The 12,878-nt window shown below is 37.6% G+C and carries 15 protein-coding genes; 4 read left to right on the top strand and 11 right to left on the bottom strand.

Going from position 1 to position 12,878, the window contains the following annotated elements:
* Positions 1-19 precede the first annotated feature (19 nt).
* The 8 genes from ald to A5821_RS13270 form a co-directional block, all read right to left on the bottom strand.
* A complete protein-coding gene (gene ald, locus A5821_RS13305) occupies positions 20-1,132 on the bottom strand; it encodes an alanine dehydrogenase (protein ID WP_086315232.1) in 1,113 nt (370 codons plus the stop codon).
* A 190-nt stretch (positions 1,133-1,322) separates the two neighbouring features.
* Entirely contained in the window at positions 1,323-2,312 is a 990-nt protein-coding gene (lacD, locus tag A5821_RS13300) for a tagatose-bisphosphate aldolase (RefSeq protein ID WP_086315231.1), read from the bottom strand.
* A 239-nt stretch (positions 2,313-2,551) separates the two neighbouring features.
* Complete coding sequence (lacD, locus tag A5821_RS13295) at positions 2,552-3,547, bottom strand: tagatose-bisphosphate aldolase (protein WP_086315230.1); 996 nt, start codon at positions 3,545-3,547, stop codon at positions 2,552-2,554.
* A 10-nt stretch (positions 3,548-3,557) separates the two neighbouring features.
* Positions 3,558-4,598 (bottom strand): galactitol-1-phosphate 5-dehydrogenase, encoded by a 1,041-nt coding sequence (locus A5821_RS13290; RefSeq protein ID WP_249921876.1) that lies wholly within the window; start codon positions 4,596-4,598, stop codon positions 3,558-3,560.
* Between the two features lies 1 nt (position 4,599).
* A complete protein-coding gene (locus A5821_RS13285; protein WP_086315229.1) occupies positions 4,600-5,955 on the bottom strand; it encodes a PTS galactitol transporter subunit IIC in 1,356 nt (451 codons plus the stop codon).
* A gap of 19 nt (positions 5,956-5,974) precedes the next feature.
* On the bottom strand, positions 5,975-6,250 hold the full coding sequence (gene gatB / locus A5821_RS13280) for a PTS galactitol transporter subunit IIB (protein WP_086315228.1): 276 nt from the start codon (positions 6,248-6,250) through the stop codon (positions 5,975-5,977).
* 19 nt (positions 6,251-6,269) lie between these two features.
* The gene (locus A5821_RS13275; protein ID WP_086315227.1) at positions 6,270-6,713 is read right to left on the bottom strand and encodes a PTS sugar transporter subunit IIA; all 444 of its coding nucleotides are present in this window, start codon (positions 6,711-6,713) and stop codon (positions 6,270-6,272) included.
* Positions 6,714-6,728: 15 nt separating this feature from the next.
* Entirely contained in the window at positions 6,729-7,496 is a 768-nt protein-coding gene (locus A5821_RS13270; RefSeq protein WP_086315226.1) for a DeoR/GlpR family DNA-binding transcription regulator, read from the bottom strand.
* 192 nt (positions 7,497-7,688) lie between these two features.
* Between A5821_RS13270 and A5821_RS13265 the strand changes: the two genes are divergently transcribed.
* The 3 genes from A5821_RS13265 (at position 7,689) to A5821_RS13255 (ending at position 9,944) form a co-directional block, all read left to right on the top strand.
* Complete coding sequence (locus A5821_RS13265; RefSeq protein WP_086315225.1) at positions 7,689-8,627, top strand: 1-phosphofructokinase family hexose kinase; 939 nt, start codon at positions 7,689-7,691, stop codon at positions 8,625-8,627.
* 81 nt (positions 8,628-8,708) lie between these two features.
* Entirely contained in the window at positions 8,709-8,999 is a 291-nt protein-coding gene (locus A5821_RS13260) for a hypothetical protein (protein WP_086315224.1), read from the top strand.
* 18 nt (positions 9,000-9,017) lie between these two features.
* Entirely contained in the window at positions 9,018-9,944 is a 927-nt protein-coding gene (locus A5821_RS13255) for a LacI family DNA-binding transcriptional regulator (RefSeq protein ID WP_086315223.1), read from the top strand.
* Positions 9,945-9,991: 47 nt separating this feature from the next.
* Here A5821_RS13255 and A5821_RS13250 read toward each other — a convergent pair whose 3' ends face one another.
* The 3 genes from A5821_RS13250 to A5821_RS13240 all read right to left on the bottom strand — a co-directional run bounded on the left by A5821_RS13250 (position 9,992) and on the right by A5821_RS13240 (position 11,774).
* Complete coding sequence (locus A5821_RS13250) at positions 9,992-10,408, bottom strand: DUF1801 domain-containing protein (RefSeq protein ID WP_086315222.1); 417 nt, start codon at positions 10,406-10,408, stop codon at positions 9,992-9,994.
* Position 10,409: 1 nt separating this feature from the next.
* Positions 10,410-10,955 (bottom strand): GyrI-like domain-containing protein, encoded by a 546-nt coding sequence (locus A5821_RS13245; RefSeq protein ID WP_086315221.1) that lies wholly within the window; start codon positions 10,953-10,955, stop codon positions 10,410-10,412.
* 93 nt (positions 10,956-11,048) lie between these two features.
* The gene (locus A5821_RS13240; protein ID WP_086315220.1) at positions 11,049-11,774 is read right to left on the bottom strand and encodes a YebC/PmpR family DNA-binding transcriptional regulator; all 726 of its coding nucleotides are present in this window, start codon (positions 11,772-11,774) and stop codon (positions 11,049-11,051) included.
* A 162-nt stretch (positions 11,775-11,936) separates the two neighbouring features.
* On the opposite strand from A5821_RS13240, the gene A5821_RS13235 reads away from it, so the two are divergent.
* The gene (locus tag A5821_RS13235; RefSeq protein WP_086315219.1) at positions 11,937-12,707 is read left to right on the top strand and encodes a MurR/RpiR family transcriptional regulator; all 771 of its coding nucleotides are present in this window, start codon (positions 11,937-11,939) and stop codon (positions 12,705-12,707) included.
* Positions 12,708-12,878: the final 171 nt, after the last annotated feature.

The following is a 12,878-nucleotide window of genomic DNA, read 5'->3' as shown; positions in this document are numbered from 1 at the left end:
CTCCTGATAATTTTAGCTACTATAAAACAGATTGAACAGAAGAATACGTTAAGTCCAAATCAGTTGCAACCGCAGGATTCGTCATTGCACCGTTCAATGTATTAACACCTGCAAGTAATGCTGGATTTTGCTCTACAGCTTGTTCAAAGCCTTTATTTGCCAGCTCCACTACGTATTGTAACGTCGCATTAGCTAAAGCAAATGTGGCTGTTTGCGGCACTGCTCCTGGCATATTGGCTACAGCGTAATGAACCACCCCATGTTTAACATACGTTGGATGTTGATGGGTAGTCACTTCATCGATGGTTTCAAAAATCCCGCCCTGATCGATCGCAATATCAATGATTACCGAATGCTCAGGCATTGAAGCAACCATTTCTTCTGTTACTAAAACGGGAGCCTTACGTCCTGGAATCAAAACGGCACCTATCACAAGATCTGCGTCTTTGACTGCTTCTTGAATATTGAAGTGATTTGAAACAAGCGTTTTAACAGCGCTGTTGAACTGATTATCGATTTCTTGGAGTTTCTTGATGTTTACATCTAGAATCGTAACATCTGCCCCCAGACCAAGTGCGATTTTCGCCGCGTTACAGCCCGAAATCCCACCACCAATAATGGTTACTTTACCCTTTCTCACGCCTGGAACGCCGCCTAATAAAATACCTTTTCCTTCTGGGACTTTTTCTAAAAACTGAGCACCGATTTGTGCTGCTAAGCGTCCTGCAATTTCACTCATTGGTGCTAATAGCGGTAATTCTCCAGTTGCTAGTTGGACACTTTCATACGCAATCGTTTTCGTTTTTCTTTTCATTAATTCCTCAGCTAGTGGTTTATTGGCTGCTAAATGAAGATATGTGAATAAAACCAAATCTTCTCTTAAGTATTGATACTCTTCTTTTAATGGTTCTTTTACTTTTAACACTAATTCTTGCGCCCAAGCTTCTTCAGCTGTTTTAACGATCGTAGCACCAACCGCTACGTATTCTTCATCATGGATCGAAGCTCCTAGTCCGGCATTTGTTTCAACAAAAACTGTGTGACCATGTTTAATGAGATCCAAAACCCCTGAAGCAGGTAATGCTACTCGATTTTCGCCATTTTTGATTTCTTTTGGAATACCAATTTTCATTATTCAGGATCCTCTCTAACTCATTACTTATCATTTTATTTTATAAGCTACTTACTAGATTATAGTTTAATGAAAGTTCATCTGCAATACATAGAAAAAAATTTAATTTTCTCTTTCGTTTTTAATCCTTCTTTTATATAAAACGTCTGAAATAAATCAATTCAAGATTTATTTCAGACGTTATTTACTATTAGCCAACCTCAACTTTTGACCGCCAAGAGGTGCCGCAACGATCAACGATTTCATTCAACGTTTCAATATTTTCTTTTCCTTGTGTAGCAAACCAGTCACGCCCTGCCGCTTCACCTTTAGCAGCAAATGGCTTCACTCCTTCACGCCAAGTTGCACGTCCGCATAAGACTCCACTAAATTTAGAGCCCGCTTCTTTCGCAAATTCTAATGTTTCTTGGAAGAGTTTTGTCGAAACACCCGCACTAAGAAAAATAAACGGCAGTTCTGTCAATTCACTTTGTTTTTGAAAATAACCTAAAGCTTCTTTTCTACTATAAACAACTTCATTTTCCGCAAAGCCTTCCACATAATTCATATTAACTGGTACTTCCATTTTTAAGACATCGATATGATATTGAGGCTTAGAAAATTCGATCATCGATTCCAAAACCTTGTGGGGTTTTACTCTGGCAAAAGAGGCCGAACTGGAGTCAGTAATCTCAGTGTCATAAGTCACGATTTCCACAAAGAGTGGAATATCTTCACCTAAACATTCGCTACCTAGACGCTCAACAAAGACATGTTTTAAATGATTGATTGCTGCTGGTTCATCTGGATCATAGTACAATAAAAACTTGATTGCATCTGCTCCGGCTGCTTTTAAACGAGCTACTGACCAGTCTTCTAATAAATCCGGCATTCTACCTGGTGTTGAAGTGTCATAGCCAGTTTTTTCATAAGCTAATAATAATCCACAATTTTTGTCTCGTGCCTTTGTTGCTGGCAATCCGTATTCTGGATCAAGTAAAATTGCTGAAGCATATGGTGTGAGTTCTTGTGAAGCAACTTTTTTAAAATCAACAATTTCTTCACCAGTGGCCATCGTACTAGCAGCTGCAATCATTTTTTTTAAAGAACCTCGTTGATCGATCGCTAATGCTTCGATCAACCCTTTTTCATTGGATAAACGATTTAGTGCATCCATTTTTGCTTGACTGATTTTGATCATGTTAATGGCTCCTTTGCTCTTTTTTTGAGGAAAACCTCTCTTACTTTTGAGTATACTCGCTGGTATTTAGAAAGACAAAGAAGATGGTCTTTTGAAAGATAAAACAAAAGCAGGCTAAGAAAGTTCTAGCCTACTTTTGATTTGCTTTATAATTCTCTGATTTTATTGTATAGTAGATACAAAGCTGAGGTTGAGATAAAATGTCGTTCAGGTGTGAGAGTTTGGACTAACCATTTATCCTATGCCTCGTTTTTTTCAATTTTGTTATGCCAAGAAGTTGCAGTTGTTTGTAAAACTTTATTTAGTTGACTAATATTCTGATGACCATCAGTTGTTAGCCACTGTTTTGCGGCGATATCACCTTTTTTGACAAATGGTTCTACTCCATTTGCCCATGTTGCTCTTCCGCATAAGACACCATTAAAAGTGGATTGTGCCTTAGCTGCAAATGTTAGTGTTTCTTGGAATAAGTTCGCGCTTACTCCTGCACTGAGAAAGATAAAAGGTAATCGTGTTGCTTTACTCTGCTCTTTAAAGTAAGTCGATGCAGCTTCTTGTGTATAACAAACCTCTGTACCGTAGCCCTCTACATAGTTCATGTTGACTGGTACTTCTACTTTTAAAACGTCTACATTATAACGTTCCTTCGAAAATTCTTTCATCATTCCATTCACTTTATGAGGTTTGATTTCAGCAAACTCAATCGAGTTCGTATCAAGTCCGTTCGCATCATATGACAATACTTCTAAGAAAAATGGTAAGTCTTCCGCTAAACACTCTGATCCAATTCTTTCGATGAAAATATGTTTTTGCTCATTTATTTCTTCTGATTCATCGATATCATAATAAAGTAAAAACTTGCAAGCATCCGCTCCGACTTCCTTTAACCGTTTTACTGACCATTCATTTAAAATATCAGGTAATCGTCCTGGTTTATTTGCGTCATAACCAGTCTTTTCATAGGCTAACAATAGACCCGCCGTTTGCGCTCGTTCTGTTGCCGCAGGTAATCCATATTCTGGATCTAATAAGATCGAAGAAGCAAAAGGTGTCAATTCCTTTGAAACAATCTTTTTAAATTCGCTGATTTGTTTTGACGAAACAGCTTCCGACTGGTATTTTCCAATCATTTTCTTTAGAGCGCCACGCTGATCAATTGCTAACGCACTGATAATCCCTGATTCATCCGATACTCGTTGAAGAGCTTCATATTTTTTCCGACTAACTTTTTTCATACCTAACCTCTCATTCTTGATTTATTCCGTATAATACTTTGACATGTTCTGAATCCTTTTTAACCATTTCTTTAAATGGCTTTTCTAAATCTTCTAAACGGTAGATACCTGTAATCAGGGGCTTCACATTAATTTCCTTTTCTGCCATATAGCGCAATCCAGCCGTCCATTCAAAACCTGGAAATGGCGCTGAATACGACATCCATGATCCTGTTATTTCTAGCTCTCCACGTAGGATTTTTTCAAAATCAACTGGTGACAATACAACTTCTTTGGTGCTAGTTCCCACATAACTGATTTGGCCTCTTTTTTGAATAAATCGAATTGCCTGAACTTGAGTGACTGAGCTGCCAGCTGTTTCGATCACAATTTCTGGTAACTCATGTGCTTTAAAGTAATCTTCTAATGGATCATTACTAGGGTTGACCAATCGATCCGCTCCACTATCTTTAGCTAGAGCTAGTTTTTTATCATTTAAATCAACAACAGTGATTTCGCCTACTCCTCTGGCACGTAATGCTAATAATGTTAATAAGCCAATCGTACCTGCACCTAAAATCATGACACTGACTCCTGCATGAAGTTTGATTCGTTCAATTCCATGAATCGCCACAGTCAACGGTTCTAGCAAAGCTGCCTCTTTTAAGGATAAGTTCTTTGGAACCTTCACACAATTCTTAGCTGGAACTGCTACATATTCAGCCATTGCTCCTTGTTCTCTCGAACCGATAAAACTATAGTCAGCACACATTGCAGGCTCCCCTTTTTGACAAGCATCACATTTACCACACGGAATGAGCGGGGCAACTGCTACACGATCACCGCTGACAAAATCAGTTACATCTGCTCCACATGCTTCGATAATTCCCGAAAATTCATGACCTAAGACTTGAGGAAAAGCATGGACACCACCATCGAAATATCTAGGTAAATCTGAACCACAAACACCACAGTAGGAAACTTTTATCAAAACTTTGTCTGGTTCAAGCTTTGGCTTCTCTAGTTCATTTAACATCATTTGAGCTTTTCCAACAACTTCCAATGCTCTCAAACTACTTCACTCCTTCTCCGTCTGCTTCTACATATAAAGTTTGTCTCTTGTACTTAATAAATGTATAAACAAAGCATGCTACGTAAACTACCAAAATCACAAAGAAACCTAGACCCGTCTCTAAAGTAATTCCTTTAGTTAGTAAATAAGTAATCGGACTTCCTGCTTGGTCTAAAGATGATACACGCTCTCCTTGCGCTACTAAACCAACAGATTGTCCTAATTGTGTCTGCAAACTAATCATTTGATTAGAAATCCAAATCGTCACATACATAATTACAGAACCAGAAATTAAAGTTCTAAATAAGTTTCCTTTATGAACTCCAACAGCAATTGCGATGAAAAAGCCCATCGTGGCTAAATCACCAAATGGTAATACTTGATTCCCCGGCACAATCACAGCAATAAAAATTGTTAATGGTACAAAAAGTAAACTTGCTGCAATAACTTGTGAGTCTCCTAATAACAAAGCAGGATCTAAACCAATTTTTAATTCACTGCCTTTAAAATGTTTATCTAATAATTTGCGCGCAGCTTCTGAAATCGGAATTAATCCTTCCATGATCAATTTCACTACCATTGGCATCAAAACCATAACTGCCGCCATCTGAATTGCTAATTGTAATGAATCGCCAACTGAATATTTTGCTAAAAGTCCAATCACAAACCCAAGAACCGCTCCAACAATCGTTGGTTGTCCAAGTACACCTAGTTTTTCTTCGATTTTCTCTGAGGTAATGTTGATTTTATTGACTCCTGGAATCTTTTCGATCAAATCATCGATTGGAGCAGCAAATACACCCATGTAAGCAGAGGAACCATGCGGGATGGATATCCCTTCCAATCCAAAGTAATCATCCGTCACTTGTCCAAACATATCTCCTAATTTATATGCAACTACGGCATGGACAACAACCCCTAAAATTCCTAAATAAAAGTTACCTGTGGCAATCTGAACAATCGCACCAGTAAAAGCCATATGCCAAATATTCCAAATGTCAACGTTTACAACTTTTGTCATTTTAAATACTAGCATTATAATATTAACTCCAATCGCCACAGGAATCGCAATCAGTCCTAAGTCAGAACCCCAAGCCATAGGCGAGGTCCCAGGCCAACCAAGATCAACGACATTCAAACCCAAATTGAAATTTTTCGCCATCGCTTCAGCTGCTGCACCTAAATTATCTGTCAGCAATGAAATCACTAAGCCGATCCCGACAAACCCAATTCCTATCGTGATTCCTGAACGAAGTGATTTACCGATTCCTTGACCTAATAACAATCCTAATATCATGATAACGATTGGAAGCATCACACTTGCACCGAGATCCACGATATATTGAATAATAGCCATATTTTTTACTCCTTCCTTATTATTTCAACACATCTAATATCTTATTTTCTGTGCCTTCAATATTCACACCTGAAACAAACGCTACGCCATGAACAACTGGAATTCCATAATCTTTTCGAACTTTAGCAGTTGTCACGATCAAATCGGCTCCTTCTTTTTTACTATCCAGTTCACTTACACGGCATTGAACCACTTCGACTGGAATATTTTCTCTTGCGGCTAATTCTTTGATTTTATTCGCAGCTACAGTTGAAGTTGCGATCGCTCCTCCGCAGGCAACGATTACTTTTTTCATACTCAATCCACTCCTTATCTTATAAATACGTCGAAATAATTGTTTTCATTTTATTGGTATCTTTTGCTTGTGCCAATTCTTCAATAAATCCTTCTTTTTGAATTGATTCAATCAATTTTTGTAGGACGGATAGATGCTTCTTTCCCTCTTTGATTGCTAGCATTATAACGACGGATACATTAAGCACATCTTCCTCATCCCCACCCATCTCATTAAACAAAATAGGCTGCTTCAAAGTAGCAAACACTAAACGATCTTCATTAACGTAAGTCCCGTCAGTATGCGGGATTGCTACACCTATTTTTAACGGTAGTCCCGTTGGGAACTCTGATTCTCTTTCAATCAGTGCGGTCAAAAAAGGTTGCTGAACGATTCCCTTGGCTTCTAATTCTGTACTTAGTTTTTCAAATAACTCATTTTGTGTATTGACTAGCAACTGATGATACAATAACGGCTCTTTCACTCTACTCCCCTCCTTCTACTCATCTTCTGTACAATAAATTTCGACTCCTTTCTGACTGATTTTTTCATACGTTTCTGAAGATAAATCTTCATCCGTAATGATAATATCTATCTCATCAAAAGTCGCAGTACGATTAAACGCAATACTGCCAAATTTGCTGTGATCAGCTAAAATGATCGAGGTTTGGCTATGATGGATCATTTCCTTTGAAATCATTGTTTCACCCATATGATGGTTTGTGATACCGACCTCATCGTCAATTCCCCCACACCCAAAAAAGCCGATATCTACAAAAATATTTTGCAGATTATTTGAAGCAAATGGACCATATAATGAGTCTTCATTTTTTCTAAGCATCCCTCCTGGAATCAAGAGGTTGATATCTTCACTGTGTAATAACAAATTAACGATTGGAATGGTGTTAGTGATCACAGTAATGTTTTTCAAATTCATGATCTCTCTAGCTAACGCTAATGTTGTCGTACCATAATCTAAATAAATCGTGTCTCCTTCTTCAATATGCTTGGCGGCTTGTTTGGCAATAGCGGTTTTCTCTTCTTGATACTCACTCTTGCGTCGTTCGTAATCTGTCTCTTGATTTGAACTATCTAACACAGCTCCACCATGAATCTTTTTGATTAGTCCTTCTTTCTCTAATTCATATAAATCCTTGCGTATTGTTTCTCTCGTCACACGTAATTCTTTGCTTAACTTCAAAATTTTGACAGAATGATTCTTCTTTAAAATATCCAAAATATAGTCTTTTCTTTCTTGTGCGTTCATTTTTTCCCTCCTAGTCTCTTTGTAATCGTTAACATAATAATAGCATCTGCAAATAAAATTGCAATACTTTTTTTGCTTTTATTTTGCTTTCACTTCATAAACTTTGCTTTAATCGAAATAAAGCAAAATCTAATGTTGATTATTCTATTTTTTGATGCTATCATTTCAGTAAATTAAAGGAGATGATGAAAAATGATACATTTAATTTGTCCCAATCCAGCGATCGACCGTACCTTATTGATAGAAGACTTCACTGTCGATAGTCCAAACCGTCCCTATACAATCAAAGAATTTGCAGGTGGCAAGAGTTTTAATGTCGCTTATGCATTGGATTTCGAAAGCCCTAATGTTCCTTACTGTATTCACACCATTTTAGGAGGCAAAAATGGTGACTATTTAAAAGAGTTAGCTGCTAAAAGAACTATTCACTTAGAAATAACAGATGTAGACGTTAATACACGGTTTTGCACTATTATCGCAGATACAAAAAACAATAATATTTATCCCATTTATGAGAATAGTTTCGTATTAAGCAAACCTCTATTAAACAAATTTACCAAGCAATTACTGAATGCTATCCAACCAAAGGACACTGTTGTTTTTTCTGGTTCTTTGATGAAAGGAATGCCAGATGATTATATTGCTCAGCTCCAAAAACAACTCAAAGATCAAGACATACGTTTTTTCATAGATACTAGTGGAGTTGCTTTAGTCGAAGCATTTCAGGAGCATCCCGCTGTAATCAAAATCAATGACGAAGAACTGTGTGATTTAGTACCTGATTACACCTTTAATGGATTAGAAGATTACGCTGATTTTTTGAAATCAAAAACAGCAGCAACTATTCCATATTTTATTATCACACTTGGTGCGAAGGGTGTTGTGGCAAAGTTAAATCAAATGGTCTACCACCTTTCTCTTCCACCTGTGAAGGCTAAAAACCCGATTGCCTGCGGTGATTTCTTTTTAGGAGGTTTGGTGAAATACCTGACATTAGGACAGTTAGAGGACCTTGAAGTATTGAAAAAAGCAATAAGTTACTCAACAGCTAATGTACTAAATTGGTTCCCTGAAATGAAGCAGTCCGATATCGATCGAATCGAAAAAGAAATCATCATCCAACGCTTATAGCAAAATAAAATAGACAATTCCTCTTGACCTGATACGCGTTTCATACTTTATAGTTGAAAAAAAGACAGGAGGAATCAATTTATGAGGAATGGGATGCTTGAATTGACAGATCGTGTGGGGTTAGATTATTACTTTGTTTCTTTATCAACTGAGAAAGACTCACTTGTCATCAGAAGCTTGAATAACTATTGCAAACCTATTGATAAAGCAGTAAAATTGGCTGAAATAGAAGAATTGACCTTTGGAGCAGAAGGTGAACTTGATTTTATCTGTTTTGATTATGAAGAAGAGCATTATCACTTTATCGATTATGGTAATCACTTGATGCCTTTTTTAAGTGATATTTTACGTCCATTAAGTGTTAGTTACTAGGTTTGAAAGGAGTCGCTTATGGCAAACATCCGTGATATCGCCAAATTATCTGGCTATTCTGTGGCGACGGTTTCCCGTGTGCTGAATGATCATCCTTATGTTTCTGAGGAAAAACGAACGAAAATTCTTAAAATCATGCATGAGCTTGATTATATACCAAATGCAAAAGCTAGAGAGTTGAGTCGCGGGAGATCCAAACATATTGCCGTTATGATTCCTTACGCCGACCATCCCTATTCTGATAAAATCGTCAGCGGTATCTTGAAAGCTGCTTTTAACGATGGTTACAAAGTAACATTACTGCCGACCAACTACGACCCTACAGTTGAAAAACATTATTTAAACGAGTTAGCTGCAAAAGCTTGGGATGGCATGATCATTACATCAAAAAAAGTCTCTTTTGAAGTTATTATGAGCTACCTGAAATATGCACCGATTGTTTGCTGTGAAGACACTGGTAATTTTCCGATTTCCTGTGTTTCGATCAAGCGCGAAGAATCTTATATTGATTTGTTTACTAAATTAAAAAAACAAGGCTATCAGAACATCGGATTAACCGTTGGACGAACTGAAAAAGTGAGTGCCAGCACCGCTTTGGTTTTACAAACTTACAGCACTATCATCGGCTGTTTGGATGAGTCACTGATCGTTAGAAACTGCCGCTCATACGAAGATGGCATACAAGCTGGTAGTCATTTTGCAACATTGTCCGATCTTGATGTGATCGTCACAAACGGAGATGATGTCGCTGCTGGTATTTTACAAACTATTTCCCAAGATCAAATAATGGTGATTGGGGAAGAGAATTTACTTTCTAGTAGACTTCTGCACTTTTCTACGATCGATCACCATATAGATCAATGTGGGGAAGCCGCTTTTCACCTACTTTTAGAGGAAAAAATTAGCACAAAAACAATTCCGTACACGTTTATTGACCGAAACTAAATAAGGGCTATGCCACACAACATTTTATCAATTGTGTGGCATAACCCTTATTTTAATAGCCTATTACCTTTTTTATGATAAGTTAGTGCTCTCTCAATACAAAACGCTAACTCATTGACTGGTAATTCTTTTTCAGGATCCAGCACAATTGCTCGATTTTTCGAAAACTCGAAAACATCACTAAACAACGCTCTAAATTCCTCCACTAATGTCGTTTGACAATGAAAGAACAGTGCAATGTTTTCAGAACCAAAACGATCGATACGAATCGGACTTCCTGCTTTTGTTACTTTCGTTGCATAAGAAGGTTGATTCCATTTTAAGCTTTCTTCCAACTCACCTACTATTGCGATTTCGGAAGCTGTAGTAAAAATCAATTCTCTAAGTGCTAATAGTGGTTTGCGAAATCGTTCAGGATAATGCTCAAAAATAGCAGCCACATTTGTATCCGAAAATTCTTTCATTTTATCCCTCTTTTATTGTCTTTTTCTCACTGATAGGAATCCATAATTCGCACTTATAGTTATCCGCTTCCATGTCACCCAGTGGATACAACTCAATTCTTGGAATTCCAATATTTTCACACATTGCCTCATCTGCCCACGGCGAAAGTGTGCTTTGTTTTAATTGCATCAAAACATTCGGTTCAAACGGTTGATGTTCCTCAAGTGCTTTGACACCTGCTGAAATTGCGCCAATACATTCAATGATTGCCCATTTTGAAGCTGGAAAGTGGATCTCGGCTAAATCATTCAAAATAGCCTTATCCTGACTTGTCTTTGTACCGATCATGTAATTGAACTGCTGTTGGCTGTTATTACTATCAGAAACACCTAGTAATCCTTGAATCGTTCCATCTGTTACCGACATTAATCGATTGATTTTTTCTTCGGTCAAGCTCGACCAAAAACGTGATATTTCATAATAATTTTCGTCTTGCTCTATCTTGGTCATCTCTTGTTTGTGACCTGTGATGGTAAAAGCTTCTTTTTGTTCTACTTTATAATTCATAGACTCATCTCCATTCATGTGATGACTATAAATTACCATACAAATGATGACAACAATCTGTCATCATTTGTAACAATTTTCTATATTAACGACTCACATATCCCCTGAAGTGAAAACCTCAGACACATCATCGTCTTCCTCAAGCTTATCGATCAAAATCTGCAGTTGTTCTTGTTGCTCCAGGTCTAACTCGACTAAGGTTTGAGGAACCATAGTCAGTTCGGCTTGAGCTAAAGTGTAACCATCTTTTTCCAGTATATCTCGGACAGTGGTAAAGTCTTCTGGCGCCGTATAAATTTCAAATACGTCCTCTGATGTTTCTAGATCCTCCGCACCAGCTTCTAGTACATTTTCAAACATCGTATCTTCATCAACAGACAGACCTGCACGTTCAATTGCGATATAGCCTTTACGGTCGAACATATAACTAACGGAACCTGTTTCACCTAAAGAACCACCATTTCTAGTAAATGCAACTCTCACATTGGTTGCTGTCCGATTTCGGTTATCCGTTAATGCATACACTAAAATCGCAACACCAGCCGGTCCGTATCCTTCATAAGTAATCTCATCGTAATGTTCATTTTCACCTGCGCTGCTAGCCTTTTTGATTGCTCGATCGATGTTGTCATTAGGCATATTAGCCGCTTTTGCTTTATCCATTACAAGTCTTAAAGCCGCATTTGTGGCTGGGTCTGCGCCCCCTGCTTTAGCTGCCATATAAATTTCTCTTGATAATTTCTGAAAAATCTTCCCTCGTTTTGCATCCTGCGCATTTTTTCGTCCTTGAATATTTTTCCACTTACTGTGACCTGCCATTGTTTATTCCTCCCCGTGTAATAACGTTTTACGAACCTGTCAATCAAGTTCTGTTACCTTCTATTTTACTATGCTTCTTAATAGTTGCAACCTTTACTCTTATTCTCGCTATTTGCTATACTGAACAAAACGAAAGTACTTCATTGAAAAGAGGGAAAAATAGTGAGCGTATTTTTAAAGAAACTGCAAAAACATCAAGATCAACTAAGTCGTTTAGAGCAGCAGGTTCTAGCCTATATTATTGAAAATCCAGAAGTAATTGCCCAAAGCCGCATTGATGAAGTGGCAAAAGAAGTCTATGTGTCAACTGCAACAATCAGCCGAACAAGTAAAGCACTCGGTTATTCTGGGTTTCAAGAGTTGAAATATACTTTGATCCATCATTTAGAAGAAGAGCAACACCCTATTTACCAGCCTTCAGCGAACTTCACTCAATTGGCTGAACGTGTTCAAAATGAGATCAGTGAAACATTACAGTTAGTGAAGCAAGAAAATCTAGAGCTGGGAGCAAAGTTGCTTGCAGAAAGTCAACGTGTAGAATTTTTTGGTGTTGGAAGCTCTTATTCCTGCTGTTTTGAAGCAGCACGAAAATTGACTTTCGCTGGTAGGATTGCGAATGCACGCGAAGATTGGGACGAATTACGGATCGTTGCCGAACATTTAACTGCATCTGACACAGCGATTCTTGTCAGTTACAGCGGTGAAACCATTCTTCCCCTTGAATATGTAGCTATTTTAAAAGAAAAAAAAGTGCCTATCATTGCAATCGTTGGTTCTAAAAATAGTCAACTTGAAGAATTAGCGACATTGGTCTTTCATGTCAAAGTGACGAATGGCTATTATGGGGAAATCGACATGAGTTCACGAATTCCCATGCATCTTGTATTAGAACTCTTGATTCTTCATTATATCGAAACCTATGTAGAAAAATGAAACCCCGTACATTTTTTGAAAGTCCTTCCAGCATTTATGAAAGCGCTTGTTTTTGCGTATTTCGCCACGTAAACTAAAGCTATTGATAAAGAACTATCTAGTTTTTTTATTCAAAGGGGGAATTACAGCGTGAAAAAGAAATTTAGTTTTTGGGAGTTTTTTCAAGGAATC

The organism is Enterococcus sp. 7F3_DIV0205 (assembly GCF_002141365.2).
GTDB classification, from domain to species: Bacteria; Bacillota; Bacilli; order Lactobacillales; family Enterococcaceae; genus Enterococcus_L; species Enterococcus_L palustris.
The sequence above is the reverse complement of the archived record's forward strand: the minus strand, read 5'-3'. Positions and strand labels throughout refer to the sequence as shown.